Source organism: Dyadobacter sp. SRI_021, from assembly GCF_057586235.1.
Window position 1 is genome coordinate 205,310 of record NZ_JBYCZM010000008.1, and the last position, 24,204, is coordinate 229,513.

A 24,204-nucleotide genomic window follows, 5' to 3' on the forward strand; every position below is an offset into this window, starting at 1 on the left:
GTTTCGAGGGGTGTCTAAATTCCTTAGCTAGCGTGTAGAAGAATTTTAAATATTTTTTTGAATAAAAAAAGTGCTTTTGTAGTGTTCTTAGCGGCTATTTACCTGATAATTACTGTACTTTTACCAGACACTAAATAATTTGTAGTATTAATTGGTATGATTTTGTCACACATTATGTGACGGATTTATTTTATATTTGATGTAGTATTGAAGAACCTTATAACTATGTCTAGAATTTGTTCTATAACTCTATCTGTGTTGTTTTTCTGGGGAGGTAGTCGGGGTGTGAGTGCGCAAGACAACAGTGCGATCTTTACCAAAAGAGATTCTCCCATTGGTATTGTAAGTTTCGGAGCAGCAGTCACTTCCGGTGTGCTGGGCGATGGCAAATTTATCGACGGCTATGTCAAAAAATCAGGTTCGGAACCATTCATTTTTCCGGTAGGCGATAATGGCGCGTTGCGCCCGTTCTCCCTCGGTTCCGATCAGGCGGTTGGGGCGTACTACGGCGTCAACCCGGGGGTGGCTATTACAAGCAACCCTGCCGGCGGTGACTATGGCGTTTTGCCGGAAGGGGGTCCATTCAGTACCAGTTCCATGGGCGAGGGACTAGCTGCTATCAGTACCAGTGAATATTGGGATATCAATGGCGCTTCTCCGAGTCGCATTACGCTTTCGTGGAATAGCAGCAGCGCGGTGAATGCGCTGGTTACCAACCGGGGGCTTTCCAAACTGACTATTGCCGGCTGGGACGGTACCAAATGGGTGAATTTGCCTGCTACCGTGGACGATACGTCCCTGTTCGGGCAGCCTAGTACGGAAACGTCCGGATCGCTGACCACTATTCTTGACATTGCACCCAATACTTACAATGTGTACACGCTGGCCGCATTGCGCGATGGGGCATTGCCGGTTGTACTAGTGAGCTTTACGGCCGTCGCGCGTGAGCATGCGAGCTATCTGCAATGGTCTACCTCCGAGGAGGTTAACAGCAGCCACTTTGATATCGAACGCAGCGATGACGCGAAATCCTGGCGCCAGATAGGCCGTGTGGCTGCCCGGGGAGATGGTATCACAACGCCTTTAGCGCCGTCGCAATATGAATTTGTGGATGAAAATCCCCTGGGTGGCAATAATTTCTACCGGCTGAAAATGGTGGACCGCGGGGATGAGACTTTCGCATATAGCCGCATCGTGAAAGTGGCGATGGATGGCCAGCCTGACTGGGCCGTTTACCCTAACCCAGTTGCCGAAAAGCTGTTTTTTTCTTCGAATATCAGGCAAAATCTGGCTTCTGCCCGGCTTACGGACACTGGCGGGCGGACCGTGTATGCGTCGCGTGAAGTTTCAGGCGACGGAATTGACGTAAGCCGTATCCCCGCTGGCATTTACCTGTTGAAATTCTCCTTTACCGATGGGTTGTCAAAATCATATAAAGTATTGGTCAGCAGATGATCATGTGCTCAACCGAACGGAAAATATTAATTCAATGACTTATGGCTTATCTTGATCCTTATACAGTACCGCTTACAGCCAACAAGGCGGCTCACCTGCTTAGAAGAGCTACAATGGGCCCCACACGCGCGGAGATTGCCGCATTTACCGGTCTGAACCCCGGCACGGCGGTTGACCAGCTATTCGCGAATGTTTCCTACACGGCATCGCCCCCGCCTCCGGTTGATTATGCGCCTACCAGCCCTTACTATATGCAGCCGTTTACGGCCTTTCCGTTCGTCTCGTCACGAAGCGGCGAACTTAGCGTGTATTTGCGCTATTGGTGGGTAGGGCTGATGATGTTGCAGAATAATAAACCGTCGGTGCTTGAAAAATTGACGGCCTTCTGGCAGAACCATTTCGTGGTGTCGCAGAACGTCATGGCCGACTACCGCTACATGTACCGGTACCTGAAATTCCTGCGCGACAACAGCCTCGGAAATTTCAAAACAATGACCATCGGGATTACGAAAGATCCTGCCATGCTCATTTTTCAGAACGGGCACGGCAATAATAAAGACCATCCCAACGAGAACTACGCCAGAGAATTGCAAGAGCTTTTTACCGTAGGGCAGCTTGATTATTACGGTAATCCGAACTATACCGAAGAGGATGTAAAGGCGGCGTCGAAAGTGCTGACAGGGTGGATGGTTACCAACTATTATGTCAACGGAACGACCGATTTTACTTCGAATTTCCATAGGAACTACCACGATACGTCCAATAAAACGTTTTCGGCGAAGTACGGCGGCATTACCATTCAGGGCCGCAGCGACGACACTGCCGGTGACGTGGAGATGAATGAACTGGTAGATATGCTGCTGCGGCATCCCGAGACACCGAAGCACATTTGTCGCAAGCTTTACCGCTGGTATGTTAACCAGAATGTAACCCAGGACATCGAAAACAATGTGATCGTTCCGTTAGCTGCATTCTTCGCGAGCCCTGAGAACAATTATAATATCAAGCCGGTGCTTGAAAAGCTGCTCAAAAGCGAGATATTTTTCAGTGACCAGAATATTGGCGCGATCATCAAATCGCCGATGGAATACCTGGTGGGCATGGGGCGTTATTTTGAATTGCCTTGCCCGGATATGATGACGGACACTGCGGCATATATCAATTACATCCGTTTTTTCCTTTGGGGAATGGGCGGTATGAACCTCGAAATCCTCACGCAGCCGCTGGTGTTTGGGTATCCGCCTTATTACCAGGTAGGTTACTCCAAAAACTGGATCAACGGCTCGACGATCACTGCGCGAAGGGGGAATAGTGACTCGATCATCTATCCGAATGTGGTAGTAAAGCCTGGCTATACTTTAGGGATCGATTTCCTCGCCTGGATTCAGAAGCTCCAGCCCAACTTTACCGACACGAACACCGCGGCCATCACCCCGGATGTGGTATTGGCCGCATTTTCCAAAAATCTTTTTGCGATCGACCTTTCGGAGACGCAGAAAACCTATCTCATCGATGTGGTATTTATGAATAACCTGCCGCGGATCGAATGGCGCTACGAATTGAATGCCTATCGTACCAACCCGACGAGTACCACCGCTGCCAATGCCGTTAGAAACAGATGTTCCAACCTGATGCGGTATATGATCAGGATGGCTGAGTATGAGGTGTTTTAATTAGAAATCGTATGAAAAGAAGAGACTTTCTGGCATCAGCCTCAGCCATGGCGTTACCTGTAATGGTAAACGGATTTGGCATAAGCAGCCTCAGCAACCGCTCATCGCTTGTGCGATCGCTCATGGGAACTGCTGCTGCGGCTACGGACCGCATTTTGGTGATCATCTATCTGAATGGAGGGAATGACGGGCTGAACACGGTCATCCCGCTTCAATATTATTCCAAATACCAGAGTATCCGGAGTAACATCGCTATCCCGCAAAGCAAAGTACTCACGCTGTCGGGTATGGCGGAGGCGGGGTTGCACCCTTCGATGACCGGTATGCGGGACATGTACAACCAGGGGCGGCTCGCGATTATCAATTCGGTTTCATATCCGAACCCGAACCAGTCGCACCACCGGTCGTCGGACATCTGGATGACGGCCACGGATGCCAACCAATATTCCAACAGTGGATGGGCCGGTCGTTACCTCGACAACCGTTTTCCGGGTTATCCCCAGAATTACCCGAACGACACCATGAAGGACCCGCTGGCTTTGCAGATCGGGGTACTGAATTCGACAAGCTTGCTCGGGCCGCAAAGCCCGATGAATATCTCTGTGGAAAACGTAAATAACTTTTATGCGTTGCTGAATGGTGGCGCTGGATTGGCCTCCAACGATCTGCCCTGCTGCGACGCCGGGGAGATGATCAAGCATGTGCGGCAGCAGCAGCTCCTTTCTACGGGTTATTCGGGGCAGATCAAGCGGGCTTACGATGCCGGCAGAACTCTGGCGACATATCCTACGGCGGGTACCACCACCGAACTTTCGGAACAGCTTAAAATCGTAGCGAGACTGATCCACGGAGGTTTGCAGACGAAGATATATTTTGTGGAGCAAGGCGGATTTGACACACATGGTGATCAGGTCACAGCAAGCGACACGACCTTGGGAACTCACGCCAACTTGCTCAAAAGGCTTTCCGACGCGGTGTCTTCGTTCCAAAACGACTTGGTCCTTCAGGGGACTGCCGACAGGGTGGTGGGTATGACCTTCTCGGATTTCGGACGGCGCGCCAACTCCAACGCTTCGCGGGGGACCGATCATGGCGTTGCAGCGCCGATGTTTGTCTTTGGAACAGGTATCAAGCGCCAAATGGTAGGCGTCGTGCCGGACCTGAACAATGATCTCGAACCGCCTACCACCAGCCCGACCAATGAGAATCAGGAGATCAAAATGCAGGTGGATTTCAGGCGGATTTATTCCGATATCCTGCGGGATTGGTTCGGGGCGCAAGGTACTGTTACCGACTCACTATTGTTCAGGAACTTCAAAACGACTTCCCTCTTTTCGAATGTGATCGAAACAACCGCCTCAGGCGCGTGGCTCGACCGCTCGATCTGGTCGGCGGGACGACCTCCGGGCGTAGGCGACTATGTGCGTGTTAATCCGGGGCACGTGGTGGCGGTTGGCCAGAATATCACTGTCCGGAACATCGAAGTAGAGGGCGGAGGAGAGTTGAATATCCTCGGAAATTATACGATTAACACCACAGGCTAAGCACTGGACTTCCCTGTTGCCATATTGAAAGTGCCGGAGAACGTTGATTTCTTCCGGCACTTTTTGTTTACTTTACGCTGTTCCAAACGATATTATTCATGAAAAAACTGGTTTGTCACGTGTTTATCGCCACGGTCGTGCTCATGCAGGCGTGTCAGAAAAAATCAGAAAAAGCAGAAAGTACTATGCCACCGATTAGTGAAGTATTTGCCCGATACTATGAAGAGAGGCTTCCACTCTACCCGTTGGAAGCAACCATGAACGGTGATAACCGCTACAACGACAAAATGTCGGATGATCTCTCGCAGGCAGGAAAAGCACGTATGATCGCCTTTCACCGAAAGTACCAGGATGAGCTTGCCAAGTACGATCACGGGAAGCTGACACCGGAGGAAAAGGTAAGCTGGGACCTGATCGAATGGGAGTGCAGCATTAACCTGGAAGGCTTAAAATACCCGGTCGAGCTGATGCCGATCAACCAGATTTTCTCTACACACCTGATGATCGGGCAAATGGCGAGCGGCAGCAGTTTGCAGCCGTTTAAGACTGTGAAAGATTACGATAATTGGCTGAAACGGGTGGATGGCTTCGTGGTGTGGTGCGATACAGCTGTGGTGAATATGCGTAATGGGATCAAGCAGGGCTATGTTTTGCCGGCACCGCTGATCAAAAAGGTGATCCCGCAGTTGGCAGACATGGACCACGGGCCGGTGAAAGACCATCTGTTTTATTCGCCTGTCAAGAACTTCCCCAAGGATTTTTCGGATGAAGACAAGGCAAGGCTTGAAAAGGAATATGCGGCAATGGTTGAATCGAAAATTATTCCGACGTTTCAGAAAATGCATATTTTCATGGAAAAGGAATACCTTCCGGCCGGTCGGATGACCGATGGCTTCGCGGCGCTTCCGAACGGTAAGGCTTTATACAACCACTACATTAAATACTATACCACCACCGATCTGACGGCAGAAGAAATTCATCAGATCGGGTTGAAAGAAGTAGCGCGTATTTCAGCTGAAATGGAGAAAGTGAAGGCCCAGGTTGGTTACCAGGGTGATCTCAAATCTTTCTTCAATGCAGTCCGGGCGAATAAGAAGCTCATGCCTTTTACCAAAGCAGAACAGGTAATCGCGCATTTCAATGAGATTCACGAGCGGATGAAGCCGAACCTGACCAAGCTCTTTGAGCTTACCCCGAAAACGCCGTTCGAGGTACGCAGGACGGAGGCATTCCGGGAAGCATCGGCTTCTGCTGAATATAATCCTGGGCTGCCCGACGGTTCGCGTCCCGGGATTTTCTATGTTCCTGTGCCGGACGCCAAAGAATACAATATTGTTTCGGATGAAAGTCTTTTCCTGCACGAAGCCATTCCGGGACACCATTATCAGATTTCGTTACAGCAGGAGAATACCGCCTTGCCGGAGTTTCGGAAAAATCTTTGGTATAGTGCCTATGGCGAAGGCTGGGCGCTGTATACCGAGTCGCTGGGCAAAGAACTGGGGCTCTATACCGACCCTTATCAGTATTTCGGTATGCTGAGCGCGGAAATGCACCGCGCGATTCGCCTCGTGGTGGATACCGGCCTGCATTCGAAAGGCTGGACACGCGATCAGGCGATCAAATATTCCCTGGATCACGAAGCAGAATCGGAGGAAAGCATTACGGCGGAAGTCGAGCGCTATATGGCGGGTGCCGGGCAGGCATTGTCGTATAAGATAGGCCAGCTGAAAATCCGGGAATTGCGTTCGAAGGCGGAAAAAGAAATGGGGACGAAATTCGATATCCGCGCATTTCACAAGCTGGTACTGGAATCGGGTTGCGTGCCGCTCAAACTGCTCGAGGACAAAGCCAATGCATGGATAGCGGCAGGTAAGTAGTTTTTTCGGATAGCGACCGGCGAAAGAGCAATGTCTGTACGGCATTGCTCTTTTTGTTTGGTTAAAAGTAAATAATTGGACAAGAGCAGTATAGAACAGGACAGTTCTTTGATCTCAAATTGGTATTATCGCTTCATTAAATGTGCATTTTTTTAGTTAAATTTATATACTGGGTAAAAAAATGTCACAGAACCTGAACCCAAAATGATGTATTTAAGGACTCGTTTTTTGCTGCTGACCGGAGCGGTTGTGGTTGCTTTGGGCGTCCAATCGTGCAACGACAGGCAGGGGAATGCTGTCGAGGAAAAACTGCCCGAGCAGGTAAGTTACAACTTCGATATCCGGCCCATTCTTTCCGACAAATGTCTGGCCTGCCATGGTCCCGATGCGAATAAGCGGGAAGCAGGCCTGCGTCTAGACGATCCTGCGAGCGCATTCGCCGCATTGAAAGACAATCCCAAAGCACATGCACTGGTGGCAGGCAAACCCGATCATTCCGCCGTTTACCTGCGCATTACGACGGAGGATACGACTCTCCGTATGCCGCCGCCTGCCTCCAACCTCAAACTATCCCAGCGGGAAATCGACCTGATCGGCAAATGGATCAAGCAAGGTGCGAAATATGAAAAGCACTGGGCATTTGTGGCACCCAAAAAGCCAAAACGGCCTGAGGTGCATCACGAGGACTGGGTCAAAAACGATATCGACTATTTCATTCTGGAAAAACAGGAGCAGAAAGGGCTCGAACCCAGCGCCGAAGCGGATAAGGAGCGCTTGCTCAAACGCCTGAGCCTAGATCTGAACGGTCTGCCGCCGAGCTTGGAGCTGATGGACGAGTTCCTGGCAGACAAAAGCCCGAATGCTTACGAGAAAATGGTCGATAAGCTGCTTGCCAACCCCACTTACGGTGAAAAAATGGCTATTCACTGGCTCGACCTCGCCCGCTATGCCGATTCGCACGGCTACCAGGACGATGGCTACCGTACTCAATGGCCGTGGCGTGACTGGGTGATCCACGCCTTCAACAAGAACATGCATTACAATGATTTTGTGACGTGGCAATTGGCCGGCGATCTTCTTCCCAACTCTTCAAAGGAACAGCTCCTGGCAACGGGCTTCAACCGCAACCACAAGATTACCGAAGAGGGCGGGGTGATACCCGAGGAATACCGCATTATGTACGTTACCGACCGTAACGACCTTTTCGGCAAAGGGTTACTAGGCGTTACGCTCGAATGTGCGCATTGTCACGACCACAAATACGACCCGTTTTCGCAAAAGGAATATTACCAGATGTTCGCGTTCTTTAATAATGTGAATGAAGTCGGCATCGAATCGGTGATCGGCGGACCGGAGACTTACGCGAAAAAGCCGCTGATGGAGATCAGTAACGAGGATGTCAGGAACATTCTGACATTCATTAACAAGCCCGACACCAACCGGCTGATCGTGTCGGTTATGGGGGATCTGGATACGTTACGCAAGACTTACGTCCTCAAACGCGGGGCCTATGACGCGCCGGGCGAGGAAGTGCAGGCTGGTACACCTGCGGCTATCCTTCCATTTGATCAAAAATATCCTAAAAATCGGCTCGGACTTTCGCAATGGCTGTTCGATAAGCGGAACCCGTTGACAGCGAGGGTGTATGTGAATATCCTCTGGCAGGAGTTCTTTGGAAAAGGTATCGTCAAAACCTCCGGTGATTTCGGGATGCAGGGCGAGCTGCCGACGCACCCGAAACTCCTCGACTGGCTGGCGGTGGATTTCATGGAGCATAACTGGGATATTAAACGGTTTGTAAAGCAAATGGTGATGTCGGCTACTTATCGTCAATCGGCCGTGGTCACGCAGGAACACCTCGCGCGCGACCCGGATAATGTGTACCTCGCGCGCGGACCGCGCTACCGCATACACGCGGAGTTTGTGAAAGACCTCGTGCTTGCCAGCAGCGGGCTGCTCAACCGCACCATCGGCGGGCCGAGCGTGAAGCCTTACCAGCCTGCGGGTTTGTGGGAAGGCGCTACTTCGGGACGCGGGTTGCTGTCGGTCTATAACCAGGATCATGGGGCAAGTCTTTACCGGCGCGGCATGTACACGCTCATCAAGCGCACCGTTCCACCTCCCACGATGGCGATTTTCGATGCCAGCAACAGGGATTTGTGCGAAGTAAGGCGCCTCAAAACGAATACCCCGTTACAGGCATTGGTAATGATGAACGACCCGACGGTGCTGGAAGCCTCACGCGTGCTCGCCGCGAAGTTGTTGCAGGAAAAGACCACGACCGAAGAGAAAATAACGAGGGCGTTCAGGCAGATCGTTTGCCGGAAACCAAGCCAGAAAGAATTGGAAGTGCTTACAGGCTACTATGCAAAGGAACTGAAAGAAATTCAGCCTCAAAAGGCCGAAAAGATGATCTCGGTAGGAGAGTACCCGATCACCAAAAATGTGGACAAAAGGGCACAGGCCGCACTGATGCGCGTCATTTCCACGATTTACAATTTGGAAGAAACTATCACGAAGTCTTGACGGCTTTCGGCTTTCGGCTTTCGGATATGGTGATCTTGTAAATATATGTGTAGTATTTAAAAAAAGGCCGACGGCCGACAGCCGAAAGCCGAAGTTCAAATAAAATGGAAAAGGAAATCATTGAACACGGATTTAGTTTCAACAGAAGGCGCTTCCTGTCCACGGTGAGCCTCGGCATCGGGAGTGTAGCATTGGGCTCGTTGCTCATGCCCGATCTGTTGAAAGGGGGCGGACTCGAGGAGGAGGGGCTCGCGCCAGGTATCCCGCATTTCGCGCCTAAAGCGAAGCGGGTAATCTACTTGTTCCAAAATGGCGCCCCCTCGCAGCAGGAGCTTTTTGACTATAAACCGAAGCTTCGCGAAATGTTCGGGCAGGAAATACCGCCTTCCGTCCGTGGTACGCAGCGACTCACGGGCATGACGGCCAACCAGGCGTCGTTTCCGCTGGTCGGATCTTTCGTGGATTTCAAACAATATGGCCAGTCGCGGGCGTGGGTGAGCAACCTTATGCCTTATACTTCCAAAATCGTGGACGATCTGTGCATTATCCGTTCGATGTACACCGAGGCCATCAACCACGATCCGGCATTGACGTTCCTCCAAACGGGCTCGCAGCAGGGAAACCGGCCGAGTATGGGCTCGTGGTTGAGTTATGGATTGGGGAATGAGAATAAAAACCTGCCGAATTTTACGGTATTGCTGTCGCGCGGTGTCGGAAACGGGCAGGGCGTGTATTCGAAATTATGGTCCAACGGCTTCCTCGATTCGGTACACCAGGGCGTGCAGTTCAGTAAAGGGGAAGATCCGGTGCTTTACCTGCGTGACCCCGAAGGAATGGACCGCAAAGAGCGCCGCGATATGCTCGACAAGCTTTCGGAACTAAATGAATTGTCGTACCAGGAATTTGGTGACCCGGAAATTACAGCGAAGATTAAACAATATGAAATGGCCTACCGCATGCAAACCGCGGTACCGGAAGTCATGGATTTGTCCAAAGAATCCGATGATATTATCAAGCTGTACGGGCCCGAATGCCTGGTGCCGGGTACGTACGCGGCCAACTGCCTGCTCGCACGCAAACTGTCAGAGAACGGTGTGCGGTTTGTGCAGCTCTATCACCAGGGGTGGGACCAGCACGGTAACCTGCCATTTGAAATAACCAAACAAGCTATGGACGTCGACCAGGCATCCGCTGCCTTGGTCACCGATTTGAAACAAAGGGGGCTACTCGACGAAACGCTCGTAATCTGGGGCGGGGAATTCGGCCGTACCAGTTACACCCAGGGCAAGCTCACACCCGAAAACTATGGCCGGGATCACCACCCGCGCTGTTTTACGATCTGGATGGCCGGCGGAGGTATCAAGCCCGGGATTGTCTACGGCGAAACCGACGAACTTGGCTACAACATTGCCAAAGACCCTGTGCATGTGCACGATTTTCAGGCGACGATCCTGCATCAGCTCGGGCTGAACCACGAAAAGCTGATATTCAAACACCTTGGGCGCCGCTACCGGCTCACCGACGTATCGGGCAAGGTAGTCAGGGACATTATCAGCTGATTTTTTCAGAATTGTTTATCATTGGTCATTTTTTGGTGAATTATAAATGCATTTGAAACTCAGGGTTTTCGCGGAACAGTTACTGGTTGCTTCCAATATTTTTATACTGTTTTTACTGCTCTTCGAAAGCAAACTCGTGATCCCGGCGTGGCTGCAAACCATCGGCCGGATGCACCCGCTCATTCTGCATTTCCCGATCGTGATCCTGTTGCTGGCCATGCTGCTCGAGTTCTTCCGCTTCAGACCGGAATATGCAGGCAATGCATTCTACCGTAACTTTTTACAGGGTCTGCTGCTGATCGGGGCACTCTTTGCGGCGGTAACGGTGATTATGGGCCTGTTTTTGTCGAGAGAGGAAGGTTATGAAGGCGCTACGCTGACCTACCACAAGTGGACTGGAGCAGGTATCTTCTTTTTTGCATCTGTCATTTATTGGGTAAGGAATGCCCGGTGGTACAAATCGATAGCGGCCAGAGCAGGTGCATTGATGGCTGTCGTGGCCCTCGTACTGACGGGCCACTATGGCGCTGCACTCACGCATGGCAGTAACTTCATTTGGGAGCCCATTTCCAATAAAAAGGAAATTACGGAAGTGCCGTTGGATCAGGCGGTTGTTTATACCAACGTCATCAAGCCTATTCTCGAACAAAAATGTACAAGCTGCCATAATCCCGATAAACTCAAAGGCGAACTGATCCTGACCGATCCGCAATCGATTATGAGAGGAGGAAAATCGGGTAAGCTGCTTGTCCCCGGTAACCCGCAAATGAGTCTTTTGCTGCAACGCGTGCATTTACCGATGGAAGAAAAAAAGCACATGCCGCCATCGGGAAAGGCACAGCTTACTTTGCAGGAAATCTCCCTGCTGACATTGTGGGTCAAACAAAAAGCCGATTTCCAAAAAAAACTGACTGCTTTGCCTGCCTCCGATTCATTGCGAATGCTCGCTACCGCGTTCCTGCAACCGCATACACAAGAAGCGGAATACGATTTCCCGGCTGCTGATGAAGACAAGGTGAAGGCGCTCAATACCGATTACCGGACGATATTGCCTCTCGCGCGCGAGTCTCCCGCATTGGCGGTGAATATTTACAATGCAGCGGCATATAACGTCAGCCAGCTCGAGGAACTGAGTGATATCCGTAAACAGATCATCTCTCTGAACCTGAACAAAATGCCGGTCAAAGACGCCGATCTGAAAAGCATTGCGAAATTTGAAAATCTCCGCAAACTCGACCTCAATTTTACGGACGTCAGTGCAGCGGGCTTGAAGGAACTTTCGGGCTTGAAGCATTTGCAAAACCTTACGTTATCCGGCACAAAACTGGATCTGAAGGATTTGAAGGGGCTGTTGCCTCAACTGAAAAGTGTCAAAACGGTCGCTGTTTGGGATACAAAACTGTCGGCTGCCGATGTTACGCAATTGCAGCAGGCCAATAAGGGTATAAACATTATCGGAGGTTTCAAAGACGATGGCAAGAACCCATTGAAACTCAATCCACCGCAAATGAAGAACCCCTCGCCGATTTTCGCGCAGACGCTGGTTGTGGACATTCAGCACCCGATCAAGGGCGTGGATGTGCGGTTTACGATGGACGGTTCGGAGCCGGATAGCATAAAATCTCCATTGTTCGACCACAAAACGGTCATTAACAGTAACACAACCATTCGTGCCAAGGCCTACAAAGATGGCTGGTATGGCAGCGATATGATTACATTCGACTATTATAAAAGTGCCTACCAACCCGACAGCGGTATATTACTTGCCCCGTTGAACCGCGTACACCAGGCCGATGGCGTGAAAACATTCTTCGATCATAAACTGGGAGTGATCGGGGCCAATAATCCCGCCTGGGCCAACAACTGGGCGGGCGTTAAGGACAACGATATGGCTTTTGTGTCGGAGTTTAAAAAGCCTGTGACGCTGTCGTCGCTCGGCGTACGTTACATGGTGGAAGAAGATACGGGTATTTTCCCCCCCGAATTGGTTGAAATATGGGGCGGTACCACGCGTGAGAATATGAAGCTGCTCACGAAGTTCAAGGCACCTATGCCTGTGAAAGGCGAGCGGCCGTCGCTGCGCAGCGTAGCGGGGTCGTTTAAGCCGCAGCAGGTGTCTTACATTAAAATCGTAGCTAAACCGCTCAGCAAAATACCCGCGTGGCACCGTAACAAAGACAAGCGCGCATTGCTGCTCGTCGATGAAATGTTTCTCAATTGATTATGCTTTGCCGAGCCTGCGCCACATTTCCGCGCAGGCGCGTGCATTGTGGTACGGGCATTTCCAGAAGCTGATCTTGTCGCCTTTCACCGGTGTGCCGTCCTCTTTGACGGTGCCAAACCATTCACCCCTTTCGTGGTCGACGAACTCGTTGACGATGTAATCCCAGCTTTTTTCGGCTTTTGTTTTAAACTGTGGATCCTTGGTAAGCTGGTAGGCATTGTAAAACCCCACAAGCTGTTCAGCCGCTACCCACCAGCTGCGGTCGGTTTGGGTATGCTTCGTTTCGGGATCATATTCGTAGTTTAATGCACCGTCCAATCCGAGCCCCTTGGAGGCCGCCGTGGCCATGGCGATAGATTTTTTCTTCATCCGGGCAATCAGCTTTTCATCGTGCAGTATTTCCGCCGTTTCAAAAAGCAGCCAGGAGGCTTCGATATCGTGACCAAACGAAACGATATGGTCTTTGGCTTTCCATTGCTCGTCGAAGAACAGCTGCATTGTTTCGGTTTTTGGATTCACGATGTGTGTAATGATCGTGCCGAGCAGGCCGGCCGTCTGCTTTTTGAGCTTTGCATCGGGCCACACACTGTACAGGTTGGTATATGCTTCTACCAAATGCAAATGTGTGTTCATACTCTTGTTCCATGGGCTTTTACTCAGGATGTAATCGTCCGTCGCCGACCAGTCGCGGGCGAATGCCTCGCGGTAACCGCCATTTACGGGGTCGAACGCATGCTTTTCAATCACTTCAAAAAGGGACTGCGCTTTTTCCAATGCCGGTTTGAAATGCGTAACACGGTAATATTCGGCCAGTCCGTAGATCGCAAATGCGTTGCCGTAGATCTGTTTTTTGGTTTCCAGCGGCGAGCCATCCGCATTCACCGACCAGTATACGCCACCATGTCCGGCGTCAAAGAAATTTTTGATCAGCTGCTGGTAGGCCCGGTCGGCCAGGGTCAGGTATTTGGCCTCTTTTAACAACCGGTGCGCGAGTGAAAACGTCCATAGAAGTCGCCCGGTAAGTACCACCGACCTTGCGGAATCCTTCACCGGCTGGTTATCATAATTCACCCGCCCGTAAAATCCGCCCTTCTCTGGATCCGGCCCGTATTTTTCCCAATAATCGAGAATCGCAACAAACTCTTTTTTAAATGCTTCGGGCGTAAATGCGGCCATGGTTCCGGGTTGGTTTTTAGGGAAAAGCAACCTCAGGTTGGTTCATACTTACAATGAAACTCCTTACCCGCATTCCGTACGTAACTGTTCTTTTACAAGAAATGCACTTAGCAAATTATCCGAGGTCTTCGGACAGCGAGCTTTTAAGGTTTTTATATCCCGGCCCGTAAATGGCTGGTATCGATTCCGTTACATGTGTGCAGTAAGCAGAGGAGGAAAGACGTTAAGATAGGTAGTAGCGACCGGAGTCCCCCGAAGTGCTTTTGCATGGGTATAGGAATAAATTGAAGAGCGTTGCCTGACGATATTCTAAGCTACAATTCTTCAAAATATTCCTATAACAAGTTGATATATCGGTACTAATGCTTGTTTGCTCGTGCCTCAGTCGCCCTGGTTTTCTTCCTGCCACTCGTGGTTATCGCCACCTAGACTGTAATAGTTGTTTTCTTCATCTTCCCTCCCGATTTCCTCGTCCTCATCGTCGTATTCTGAGCCTGGAACGTCGAGATCGTCGCCGGTCAGGTCGTCGTCAAACGATTTTTCGTTCCATTCGTCGGCGTCCAGGTCGAGTGCACGCTTGACGCGGGAAATGTCTTCGGGATCAATATCCGGGTCAATAAGTCCCTGGCGGTAAATGTCTTCACCCGCTGGATAATTTCCGGGAAGATCATCATCATATAGTTCGTCGTCTTCATCGTATGGACCCATAGTTGTAATGGTTAAATGTACTAAAATCGGTTACTCGTTTTGGGATTGGTTAAAAAAGCGTTCCTGTACGCTTTTACCTAAAATTAGTGTTTTCACCCAATTTTACGATTGCATGCAAAGAAAATTAATCCGGTCGACCGGGGCCCTGGCAGTACTGGCCGCTACGGCTGCCGCACTGTTCGGTTACCGAAACGAGTCTCCCCAGAAATCCTCCCTCTACGCGCCTGTTGATGCCAAAGAACTGAAACTACCCGCCGGCTTCTCGGCGACCGTGCTCGCTACCGACCTGGGGGCTACCCGGCATATGGTGGTGGGTAAAAACGGCGACATGTATGTAAAGCTTTCCAAACTGAAAGACGGTAAAGGTATTTACCTGTTGCGCGACACTAACGGCGACGGCGCGATCGATGAGCAGAAGCTTTTCGGCGACTACCCCGGCACAGGCATCGCGATCAAGGACGGCTTTTTATATAGTTCTTCCAACAAAGGTGTTTTCAGGTATAAGTTGAATGAAAAGGATGAAATCATTGATTTTGACAAACCGGAAAGCATTATCAGCGGGCTAACCGACCACGGGCGCGACAATGCAAAGCCTATTACCCTGGATAATAATGGCAATATCTACGTGACCGTAGGCTCCTACAACGACAACTGCCGCGCGGCAGGCTCGGCGAAAGGCATGTCGCCCTGCTCGATCCTGGATTCGGCGGGCGGGATCTGGCGCTTCAAGGCCGGGCAGCTGAATCAGCAATTCTCCGACGGTACGCGTTATGCGACAGGCGTAAAAAATGCGGTGGGGATCGACTGGGACAATAAGACCAACGCCCTGTATGCAACTACGCACGGGCGCGGGAAGTTCGACGATATGTACCCGCAGTATTATACCCCCAAGCACAGTGCCGAGCTGCCAGCCGAAACGCTCTATCGCCTGAAAGAAGGCGACGACGCGGGTTGGCCTTACATTTATTACGATCATTTCCAGAACAAGAAAATGCTTGCACCTGAGTACGGCGGCGATGGGAAGAAAACGGGCGGGGAGAAGGCCATCAATCCGCTGGTAGCGTTTCCTGCACATTTGGGACCGAATGCATTGATGTTCTATACGGGCAATATGTTCCCGGCGCGGTATCGTAACGGGGCTTTCATTGCCTTTCACAGCCAGTCGTCGGAGCTGAAAAAAGGTTATCTCGTGGCGTTTGTGCCCTTCGTCAATGGCAAGCCGGGCAAATGGGAGATTTTTGCCGATAATTTTGCGGGTACCGACCTCGCCAAACCGACGGGCCCTATTCAGCATCGCCCGTGCGGGCTTGCACAAGGGCCCGACGGCGCATTGTACGTGACGGACGATCTCAACGGAACCATTTTTAAGATTGCTTACAAAAAGAAGTAATAAGGATGCGTAAAAAAACGGGATTGTCACATTGACAATCCCGTTTTTTTGGGAACTGCTGGTAAGAACTATGCTTTTGGTAATGTGGCAAATGCCCTCACCGGGAATGTACCTACGCCTTTAAACTTCGGTGGTACTGCACTGAACAAATAGCCTGAGGCCGGCAGTTTATCCAGGTTGCAGAGGTGCTCAACGATCAGGATTCCGGCACCCAGCAAAATCGTGTGTACCGGCCGGCTGTTGCCGCGGGTGTCGTCGATGTTGTGGCTGTCGATTCCTACGAGTTTTACACCGCAGTCGCGCAGGTATTCGGCCGCCTCGCGCGTGAGGAACGGGTGGTCTTCAAAATAGGCTTCAGTATTCCAGTTTTTCGACCAGCCCGTGTTTACAATGACCGCCTTGTTCCGGATTTCGAGGTTTTGGAAAAATTCAATCCCGATTTCCAGCGCTCCGATTGCGTAGACAGTAACGGCATCCAGGTTCGCAAAAGCCTCCAATTCGACCTCCGAAAGGTCTTTCCCATGTGCGTAACGGTGAAATGGGCAGTCGATGTAGGTGCCTGTGTTGCTCACCATTTCGATTTTACCGATCTGGAATTCGGTACCTTCTTCATATTTACCGATTGAATCTTTCCGACTGAGAAAATCGCAGATTACCGGTGCCGGAAGGCCTTTATACGTAACTAATCCATCAAAAATTGTATGACTCAGATCTACGAGCAATTCCGGCGACGGTTCGTTGACAGGCCGCCGTTTATGTTTTTCCTGAATATAAAACTTATTGATGATGCGGACCTTCCCAACCATCAGCAGACGGAGGTCTTTGATGATATAATCGGCCAGCGCGGCGTCGGAGATTGTTTCGCTGGCAATATCCAGCCGGAAATCCTGGCCCTGAATACCTCCGCCGTTGGTAAACTCAATTTCAAAATCAAAAACTACTCGGTGATCCATAGGGGATTGCAATGCTGTTAGAAATTGGTATCCGGCTTTGCCAGTTCCACTTCTTTGATCCAGATATTACGGTAATACACATCGTGACCTTCGGATTGCAGTTTCAAACCGCCGGGAGTATCGGTAATACCTTTGCCTCCGTCGTTACCGCCATCGATGCCCGAGTTTTTACCACCCCAAACCTGGCTGATTTTCTGATTAGTATGTACTTTTTTGCCATTAAAATAGACAGTGACCATCGGCTGCTCCACCAGTTTCCCGTCTTTGAAGCGCGCCGCACGGAACAAAATATCATACGAATTCCACTTGCCAATACCGTTGTATGCGTAATAGGGCGATTTGGATTCGTTGATCACCGCGCCCATCCCGTGTGATGTGGTGTCGCCGTCGAGCACCTGGATTTCATACCGGTTTTGAAGGTAAACACCGCTGTTCCCGCCGGGCTTTGTGATCAGAAATTCTACATGTGCGCGGAAATCCTTGAATTGCTTTTTGGTGACAATATCCGCCGAACCATACAACCCGCCCGCAGACGCCGGATCGTTACAGTTGATCACCGTGCCCTTATCGACCGGGTCGTTCACCACCGTCCATTTGATCGGCGGCTTGGCCGCAAACCGCGGGCCTTCCCAGTAAATCCATTTTTCATCCAGCATTTTGCGGCTGCCGTCCAGGTACACTTCTGCACCTTTGGGAGCTTTCACACCCACGCCTACCTGTGCGTATGCGAGACCGGCAAATGCAATGGCGAGCGCCTGGCCGAGGAAGATGCTTTTCAGCTTCGAGAAATTTCGGTTCATGTTGTTTTCGTTTTTTATGCTGGATATAAGGGTTGGAAATTTTAGAATTTACTCACCGGTCGGCTACAACTTCTCTTCGAACAGTTTCAAAATGCGCTTGTACTCGTCCGTCCAGGACGACGCTTCCACAAACCCATGGTCTTCCATCGGATAGGAAGCGAGCTCCCAGTTGTTTTTGCCCAGCTCGATCAGCCGTTGCGAGAGGCGTACCACGTCCTGGTAATGCACATTCACATCCACCATTCCGTGGCAGATCAGCAGGTTGTTTTTCAATCCGGCCGCGTGGTAAATGGGCGAGCTTTTGCGGTAAGCCAGGCTGTCGGCCTGCGGTTCGTTAAGGATATTGGCGGTATACGACTGGTTGTAAGCAGCCCAGTCGGTCACGGGGCGCAACGCGGCACCCGCCGTAAATACATCGGGCGTCGTGAAAAGCGCCATCAAAGTAATAAAGCCGCCATACGAGCCGCCGTAAATGCCGATCTTCCTGGGATCGACGCCGTAGGTCTTCACGAGCCATTTTGCACCATCGGTGTGGTCGGTGAGGTCCTTACCACCCATGAAGCGGTAAATGCCCGTGCGCCAGTCGCGACCGTAGCCTGAACTCGCACGGTAATCCATGTCGAGCACGGTGTAACCTTTGTCGGTGAGCAGGTTGTGAAACATATATTCCCGGAAATACTGGCTCCACCATTTGTGGGCATTCTGCAAGTAGCCTGCTCCGTGGACGAAAATTACGGCTTTCCCATTCGATTGTTTCGGTTCGTAAACACGCGCATAAATATCCTGGCCGTCACCGGCTTTGATGGTTACGACCTTGGCCTCGCGCCATGGATAGGACAGGAATTCGGTGGAGACGGAGCGGGTAATCTGAACGGGTTGCCCGTTTTTCCCGGTCGCATTATCCAGCAGATACAGCTCCCACGGAGCAGTGCTTTTCGAAAAGCGGATCGCCAGGGTCTTCTCGTCAGGTGAAAGCGTCATTTCATGCGCGCCGGGCGCGTGTGTGAGGCGTATGCGAGCGCCTCCCGTCACGGGCATACGGTAAACGTGCTGTTCGCCGGGGTGCACTTCGTTGGTGATGAGGTAAAAAGTCTTTTTGTCTTTCGAAAGCACCACATTCTGTACCTCGAATTTGCCCGAGGTTAATGCAGTTTTCTTGCCGGAAACGATATTGAATGTGTACAAATGCGAGTAGCCGGTGGCTTCGCTCTGGAAGTAGATCGTCTGGTCGTCGAGCCAGCCTATTTCCCCCGCGCTTTGCGGGTAGCCGCCCACGCCCGGCCCGCCGATCCACGCTTCGTCGCGCTGGCGGTCGAGGAGTTTAAGTGAAAGCGTCGCCGGGTCAAACGACATGATCCAGCGGTCTTTGCTGTCGAGCGACCGGATTACTATCACGGCATGCTGCCCATTAACCGACCAGAATGGCCCGTGGAAGATCACTTTCCGCTCCTTTTTTTTCCAGGTAGTATCCAGTTTGGGATAATCTTTGAGGTAGTCGGGTTTGTCGTAGATGCCGGGGATATCCGTCGTCGAAACCTTCCTGGCCGTATCTTTCTTTACGTCATATACCCAAAACTCGCTTTCCGAAGCCGGTGCTCCCACCTTTGTCCGCGCCGGAATCTCCTCCGTGAACCCGCTCTCGGTCACATAATTGGGTACAATAGTCGATTTGGCGCTTTTATCGGTTTGTACCAGCTCGTAGGTCACGAACCGGCCGTCCGGGCTCGCTTGCTGATTCGTCACGTTTTTGTCGCCGAGGTAAATTTCCTTCGGCCTGGCCGGTTTGTCTGCTTCGGTAACCTTTTTGCCCGCATCTTTTTTTGCCTTTCTTTCCTTCAAAACCTCGAACATCGCAAGTTGATCGGCTTTCAGGAACTTTTCCTGCTCACCGGGCTTGTTGTCAGTTTTTTTAGTGCCTGTTTTAAAATCGGTCAACTGGTTGATCAGCCCGGAAGTCAATGCAATGCTGAAAAGGTTGTTACCTCGTTCGAAAACGACTGCCGATTCATCACCGCTGAAAACCGGATCAGACTCACGCTCGGTCGTATTGGTGAGCTGGCGGATCGCGAAATCCTTGTAATTGATCATGTAAATGTCGCCGTTCTTCTCGTAGAGCCGCATCGTACGGGCGCGGTTATAGATACCGTTCTTGCCAGGCATACGCCTGCGGTCGGCAGGGGCTACCTTGCCGATTTTCTTACCTGCTAGTGAATATGCATAGAGTGAGTCGGAAGGATTTTTGTCAGGATTCCAATTGAAATACACCGTTTTAGAGTCATCCGCCCAGGTAATATCGCTCGGTGAAGTCCCGATCCACATTTTCGGGTCCCGCATGATTTTCTCGACGGTGAGGGGGGCGAGGGATTGGGCTTTAAGATTGCTGATGTAAAAAACTAAGATGAAAAGGGAAAGCTTGTAAAAGTGGTTCATGTTTGAGCTGTTGAAAATGCAATGTAATCAGTTGCCTGGGGCAACTTTCTCTTCCTGATATGGAATCGCTTTAATGAGACGGGTGTTGTTGAGTTCTTCAATAACAATTGTATCCTCTGCGGGAATAATGCCCCGTTTGAGCCAGTTGCTTACGGTTTGTGTGTTAGGAATGTTAAAGCGTCTGCAATATTCGGCGACGGTCACCCAATCGTGCAGTTCGTAAATTTTGCCGTCTTTCGAAAGATAGTTTTGCGCTTTGGCCAAAGTTTTTCGTGCCGCTTCCAGCAGCTCATCGAGCTGATCAGGGGCTGATTCTGTGATTGTTTTCATATGCATTGTTCTACCTTTTCCGCTTTTCTAACTCAGCGAGCACCTGCATTACTTTGCGAAGCGATGCGAATCTCCATTTCTTCATAGTGTGCGAATTTTTTGAAGCAATATACAAAATGTTACGTTTCGTAACGGAATACGGAGCGAGTTTTGTCTAGTATTAAAATGGATATGCTATTTTTGAGCGTATCCTTAATCCCATGACTTTCATACGCCCTCTCATTTTCCTTGCGACCACAATTTTCGTGGCCTTCGCCTGCACGCACCAGCAAAGCTCTACCCCCGAAAAAGGTGTTTCATTCGCCCTGAACCAATACCGCAAGCAGCATATCGACAGCATTCGGTACGATATCGAGCTGGACATTCCTGCGGGCAAGGCGGGGAAGATCATGGGGAAAGAGACTGTTATATTTCATCTGGATGCTCTCGACTCGGCGCTGATGCTGGATTTCAATGTGGATACCAGCCATTTACAAGAGGTCCGCGTGGGAGGTGAAAAAGTAGATTATCAGTTTGTAAACGAGCATATTGTTATTGATGCAAAGTATTTGAATAAAGGCAAAAATGAAGTTGGAATCGATTTTATCGCGGGGGATCAGTCACTGAATAGGAGCGAGGATTATCTGTACACACTATTCGTCCCCGACCGCGCTTCCACTTGCTTTCCGCTGTTCGATCAGCCGAACCTGAAAGCCTCGTATCTGCTCACTTTAAAAACACCGGAAGGGTGGGAGGCTGTCTCAAACGGCAAGCTGCATGCTAAAACGGCCGAAAATGGTAAAAGTGTGTACCATTTCGGAGCAACGAAGCCGGTGAGCTCATACCTCTTTGCATTTGCTGCGGGCAAATTTTTCAAGGAAACACGCACGATGGATGGCCGCGAAATGACGATGTACTACCGCGAGACCGACACCACGAAAGTAAACCGCAACCGCGACGAGGTTTTTCAGCTCCACGCGAAGTCGCTGGCATGGTTGGAAGATTACACAAATATTGACTATCCATTCGGGAAATTCGATTTCGTACTGCTGCCATCGTTCCAATATGGCGGAATGGAGCATCCGGGCACTATTTTTTACAATGAACCGGCCCTTTTTCTGGATGAAAATGCCTCAGTGAACCGTCTTATGGCCCGTGCGAGCGTGATTGCGCACGAGTCGGCGCATATGTGGTTCGGCGATCTGGTGACGATGGACTGGTTCAACGACGTATGGCTGAAAGAGGTGTTCGCGAACTTCATGGCCGCCAAGATCGTCCATCCCAGTTTTCCGGAGATCAATCACGAACTCCGCTTTTTGCTGGCGCATTATCCCAATGCTTACGAAGTAGACCGGACCGCGGGTACCAACCCGATTTTGCAGGAGTTGGGTAACCTCAAAAATGCCGGGACGCTCTATGGGGCCATCATTTATATGAAAGCACCCATTGTGATGCGGCAGTTGGAAAGAAAGATTGGGGAGGAACTCATGCGAGAGAGCTTGCGCGAATATTTGAAAACCTACTCATTTAGTAATGCCCGCTGGGACGATCTGATCGGTATTATCGACAAACGCTTGCCGGAAGACATTACTACATGGAGCAATGTGTGGGTGAAAACGCCGGGAATGCCGGAGTACCATATCAAAGCAGGCAAACTGGTGCAGTTGAAAGATTCGGTTTCGGGGCGCGTGTGGGAACAGCCGCTGGTTTTGAAAACAATGCAAAACGGGCAGCTTGTTTTTCCCAATAATGACGGGACGGGTTATGGGTATTTTAAAATGGATACCATTTCCAAAGCGTGGTTTTTTGCACATTACGGCAATGCGGAAGTGTCCGATCCGGTTTTCAAGGGCGCTATGCTGGTGAATTGCTGGGAAGGGTTGCTGCGCGGCGACGGTCCCGGGCCGGAGAAGCTGGTGAATGATATTTTGAATGTATTACCCAAAGAGCAAAACCCGCTTCTGGTGGATTATTTGCTGGGCAACCTGCAAAGCGATTGGTGGGTGTTCCTGAATGCAGCTCAAAGGGGTGCCTATCAGGCGCGCGTTGAAACTGAAATCTGGCAGCTTTTGAACACTACCCGTGACAAAGGCATTCAAACCTCCTATTTCCGGGCATTTAAGTCGCTGGCCCTGACAGACGACGGCTGGCAGAAAATGTACGGACTCTGGACGGGCAAACTGGAAGTGAAGGGTCTCGTACTTTCGGAAGAGGACAAAATTTCCCTGGCTTACGAGCTGGCATTGAAAGGAAAGGAGGATGGAAAAGCTATCCTGAACAGCCAGTTGAATGCGACGAAGAACCCCGACCGTAGGGCAAGAATGCAGTTTGTGATACCCGCGCTGAGCGCCAGCGAAGCGGAGCGCGACGCGTTTTTTGAGACATTAAAGCAGGAAGCAAACCGTGAAAAAGAGGCCTGGGTACTCGATGCGCTGGCCTACCTGCACCATCCGCTGCGGGCACAAAGTGCATTGAAATACCTGCGCCCGTCGCTCGACCTCTTGCAGGAAATCCAGCTTACCGGTGATATTTTCTTTCCAACGCGCTGGCTGCATAACACATTTGCCGGGCATTCGTCGCCCGAAGCCGCGCAGATCGCGCAGACTTTTTTAAAGGAACATCCTGATTATCCGTATTTCCTGAAAAACAAAATATTGCAAGCCACCGATTTGCTCGATCGCTCGGTAAAACTGTCGACTATTTATGCCCAGAAGGAGTATTCCCCTGCATTATCTCAGCAATGAGTCGGGCCTGGGCATTTCCCTGCACCGCATCGACCGGATGAACCGGGTGAATGCGCCGCATATGGATGCGCACCGGGATGATCACGGAAATTTCTTTTTCCAGGAAGACGGCCATGCGAGGATGATGGTCGATTTCCGGGAGGTTGAGCTGAGGGGCAGCGGGGTATTCTGCATCATGCCGGGCCAGGTGCATTGCCCGCTGGAAACGGAAGGCTCATATGGCTGGTTCCTGGGTGTCGATATGAGCTTGCTCGACGATCACCACCGCGCCGTAGTGGACGAATATGCCTTACACGGCTTCCCAATCGGCCTCGATCCCGAGCAGGCGGACCTACTGACGCGCAGCCTCCGCTTGCTGTTGGAATTTTACGAGGCGCCTTCGCAATACGGACATCCTGTGATGCAATCGATGCTGAAAACGTGCCTGGGCATTTTTACTTCACTTTTTGAAAAGGAGATTTTGCAGCGGACGGCGCAAACAAGGCCGTCCGCCATTACTTCGCAGTTTCGCAAACTTTTATCACAGCATTTTAAAACTGTGAAAAGTCCCTCGGAATATGCGGGAATGCTGAGCATTACCTCATCCTATCTGAATGAGGTTGTGAAAGAAACTTCGGGGCAACCGGTAAGCCACTGGATTCAAAACGAAGTGATAATGGAGGCTAAAAGGCTGCTTTATTATACTGATTTGAGCATTAAAGAGATCGCATTTGGATTGGGCTACGAAGATCATACTTATTTTTCAAGGCTGTTCCGGAAAGTCGCAGGTAAATCGGCCGGGCAGTTCCGGGAGGAGCTTCGGAAGTTATAAAACCGCGATTTGTCCAATCATTACC

16 protein-coding genes are annotated in these 24,204 nt (G+C 50.7%); 10 read left to right on the plus strand and 6 right to left on the minus strand.

Annotation, left to right across the window (positions count from 1 at the left end):
- Window positions 1-225: 225 nt before the first annotated feature.
- The 7 genes from AC2YIT_RS23970 to AC2YIT_RS24000 all read left to right on the plus strand — a co-directional run bounded on the left by AC2YIT_RS23970 (window position 226) and on the right by AC2YIT_RS24000 (window position 12,855).
- Complete coding sequence (locus tag AC2YIT_RS23970) at window positions 226-1,455, plus strand: T9SS type A sorting domain-containing protein (protein WP_430843713.1); 1,230 nt, start codon at window positions 226-228, stop codon at window positions 1,453-1,455.
- Window positions 1,456-1,496: 41 nt separating this feature from the next.
- A complete protein-coding gene (locus tag AC2YIT_RS23975) occupies window positions 1,497-3,128 on the plus strand; it encodes a DUF1800 domain-containing protein (protein ID WP_430843714.1) in 1,632 nt (543 codons plus the stop codon).
- A gap of 11 nt (window positions 3,129-3,139) precedes the next feature.
- Complete coding sequence (locus AC2YIT_RS23980) at window positions 3,140-4,672, plus strand: DUF1501 domain-containing protein (protein WP_430843715.1); 1,533 nt, start codon at window positions 3,140-3,142, stop codon at window positions 4,670-4,672.
- A gap of 98 nt (window positions 4,673-4,770) precedes the next feature.
- On the plus strand, window positions 4,771-6,549 hold the full coding sequence (locus tag AC2YIT_RS23985) for a DUF885 domain-containing protein (RefSeq protein WP_487280836.1): 1,779 nt from the start codon (window positions 4,771-4,773) through the stop codon (window positions 6,547-6,549).
- 207 nt (window positions 6,550-6,756) lie between these two features.
- Entirely contained in the window at window positions 6,757-9,075 is a 2,319-nt protein-coding gene (locus tag AC2YIT_RS23990; RefSeq protein ID WP_487280881.1) for a PSD1 and planctomycete cytochrome C domain-containing protein, read from the plus strand.
- A gap of 104 nt (window positions 9,076-9,179) precedes the next feature.
- Window positions 9,180-10,634: a DUF1501 domain-containing protein gene (locus tag AC2YIT_RS23995; protein ID WP_487280837.1), complete on the plus strand. Its 1,455-nt coding sequence runs from the start codon at window positions 9,180-9,182 to the stop codon at window positions 10,632-10,634.
- A gap of 46 nt (window positions 10,635-10,680) precedes the next feature.
- On the plus strand, window positions 10,681-12,855 hold the full coding sequence (locus tag AC2YIT_RS24000; RefSeq protein WP_487280838.1) for a c-type cytochrome domain-containing protein: 2,175 nt from the start codon (window positions 10,681-10,683) through the stop codon (window positions 12,853-12,855).
- On the opposite strand, the gene AC2YIT_RS24005 is transcribed toward AC2YIT_RS24000, so the two are convergent.
- Both AC2YIT_RS24005 and AC2YIT_RS24010 read right to left on the minus strand, forming a co-directional pair.
- Window positions 12,856-14,034, minus strand: a complete 1,179-nt coding sequence (locus AC2YIT_RS24005; protein ID WP_487280839.1) for an AGE family epimerase/isomerase — start codon at window positions 14,032-14,034, stop codon at window positions 12,856-12,858.
- Window positions 14,035-14,415: 381 nt separating this feature from the next.
- Window positions 14,416-14,742, minus strand: a complete 327-nt coding sequence (locus tag AC2YIT_RS24010) for a hypothetical protein (protein WP_430843720.1) — start codon at window positions 14,740-14,742, stop codon at window positions 14,416-14,418.
- Window positions 14,743-14,854: 112 nt separating this feature from the next.
- Between AC2YIT_RS24010 and AC2YIT_RS24015 the strand changes: the two genes are divergently transcribed.
- A complete protein-coding gene (locus AC2YIT_RS24015) occupies window positions 14,855-16,132 on the plus strand; it encodes a PQQ-dependent sugar dehydrogenase (protein WP_487280840.1) in 1,278 nt (425 codons plus the stop codon).
- A gap of 68 nt (window positions 16,133-16,200) precedes the next feature.
- On the opposite strand, the gene AC2YIT_RS24020 is transcribed toward AC2YIT_RS24015, so the two are convergent.
- The 4 genes from AC2YIT_RS24020 to AC2YIT_RS24035 all read right to left on the minus strand — a co-directional run bounded on the left by AC2YIT_RS24020 (window position 16,201) and on the right by AC2YIT_RS24035 (window position 20,645).
- Window positions 16,201-17,085, minus strand: coding sequence for a cyclase family protein (locus AC2YIT_RS24020; RefSeq protein WP_487280841.1), 885 nt, complete (start codon window positions 17,083-17,085; stop codon window positions 16,201-16,203).
- 17 nt (window positions 17,086-17,102) lie between these two features.
- Window positions 17,103-17,885: a 3-keto-disaccharide hydrolase gene (locus AC2YIT_RS24025; protein ID WP_487280842.1), complete on the minus strand. Its 783-nt coding sequence runs from the start codon at window positions 17,883-17,885 to the stop codon at window positions 17,103-17,105.
- Between the two features lie 63 nt (window positions 17,886-17,948).
- Window positions 17,949-20,315 (minus strand): S9 family peptidase, encoded by a 2,367-nt coding sequence (locus AC2YIT_RS24030; protein ID WP_487280843.1) that lies wholly within the window; start codon window positions 20,313-20,315, stop codon window positions 17,949-17,951.
- A gap of 27 nt (window positions 20,316-20,342) precedes the next feature.
- Window positions 20,343-20,645, minus strand: coding sequence for a hypothetical protein (locus tag AC2YIT_RS24035; RefSeq protein ID WP_430843725.1), 303 nt, complete (start codon window positions 20,643-20,645; stop codon window positions 20,343-20,345).
- Between the two features lie 200 nt (window positions 20,646-20,845).
- On the opposite strand from AC2YIT_RS24035, the gene AC2YIT_RS24040 reads away from it, so the two are divergent.
- On the plus strand, window positions 20,846-23,368 hold the full coding sequence (locus AC2YIT_RS24040; RefSeq protein ID WP_487280844.1) for a M1 family metallopeptidase: 2,523 nt from the start codon (window positions 20,846-20,848) through the stop codon (window positions 23,366-23,368).
- Entirely contained in the window at window positions 23,328-24,179 is an 852-nt protein-coding gene (locus tag AC2YIT_RS24045; RefSeq protein ID WP_430843727.1) for an AraC family transcriptional regulator, read from the plus strand. Before AC2YIT_RS24040 ends, AC2YIT_RS24045 begins: the two co-directional genes overlap by 41 nt.
- Window positions 24,180-24,204: the final 25 nt, after the last annotated feature.

Bases quoted from the DNA above. Each gene is read 5' to 3' on its own strand.
- AC2YIT_RS24020 (WP_487280841.1), bottom strand. From the start codon at position 17,085: ATGGATCACCGAGTAGTTTTTGATTTTGAAATTGAGTTTACCAACGGC.
- AC2YIT_RS23985 (WP_487280836.1), top strand. From the start codon at position 4,771: ATGAAAAAACTGGTTTGTCACGTGTTTATCGCCACGGTCGTGCTCATG.
- AC2YIT_RS23990 (WP_487280881.1), top strand. From the start codon at position 6,757: ATGTATTTAAGGACTCGTTTTTTGCTGCTGACCGGAGCGGTTGTGGTT.
- AC2YIT_RS24000 (WP_487280838.1), top strand. From the start codon at position 10,681: ATGCATTTGAAACTCAGGGTTTTCGCGGAACAGTTACTGGTTGCTTCC.
- AC2YIT_RS24035 (WP_430843725.1), bottom strand. From the start codon at position 20,645: ATGAAAACAATCACAGAATCAGCCCCTGATCAGCTCGATGAGCTGCTG.
- AC2YIT_RS23995 (WP_487280837.1), top strand. From the start codon at position 9,180: ATGGAAAAGGAAATCATTGAACACGGATTTAGTTTCAACAGAAGGCGC.
- AC2YIT_RS23975 (WP_430843714.1), top strand. From the start codon at position 1,497: ATGGCTTATCTTGATCCTTATACAGTACCGCTTACAGCCAACAAGGCG.
- AC2YIT_RS24025 (WP_487280842.1), bottom strand. From the start codon at position 17,885: ATGAACCGAAATTTCTCGAAGCTGAAAAGCATCTTCCTCGGCCAGGCG.
- AC2YIT_RS24015 (WP_487280840.1), top strand. From the start codon at position 14,855: ATGCAAAGAAAATTAATCCGGTCGACCGGGGCCCTGGCAGTACTGGCC.
- AC2YIT_RS24040 (WP_487280844.1), top strand. From the start codon at position 20,846: ATGACTTTCATACGCCCTCTCATTTTCCTTGCGACCACAATTTTCGTG.
- AC2YIT_RS23980 (WP_430843715.1), top strand. From the start codon at position 3,140: ATGAAAAGAAGAGACTTTCTGGCATCAGCCTCAGCCATGGCGTTACCT.
- AC2YIT_RS24045 (WP_430843727.1), top strand. From the start codon at position 23,328: ATGCCCAGAAGGAGTATTCCCCTGCATTATCTCAGCAATGAGTCGGGC.
- AC2YIT_RS23970 (WP_430843713.1), top strand. From the start codon at position 226: ATGTCTAGAATTTGTTCTATAACTCTATCTGTGTTGTTTTTCTGGGGA.
- AC2YIT_RS24005 (WP_487280839.1), bottom strand. From the start codon at position 14,034: ATGGCCGCATTTACGCCCGAAGCATTTAAAAAAGAGTTTGTTGCGATT.
- AC2YIT_RS24010 (WP_430843720.1), bottom strand. From the start codon at position 14,742: ATGGGTCCATACGATGAAGACGACGAACTATATGATGATGATCTTCCC.
- AC2YIT_RS24030 (WP_487280843.1), bottom strand. From the start codon at position 20,315: ATGAACCACTTTTACAAGCTTTCCCTTTTCATCTTAGTTTTTTACATC.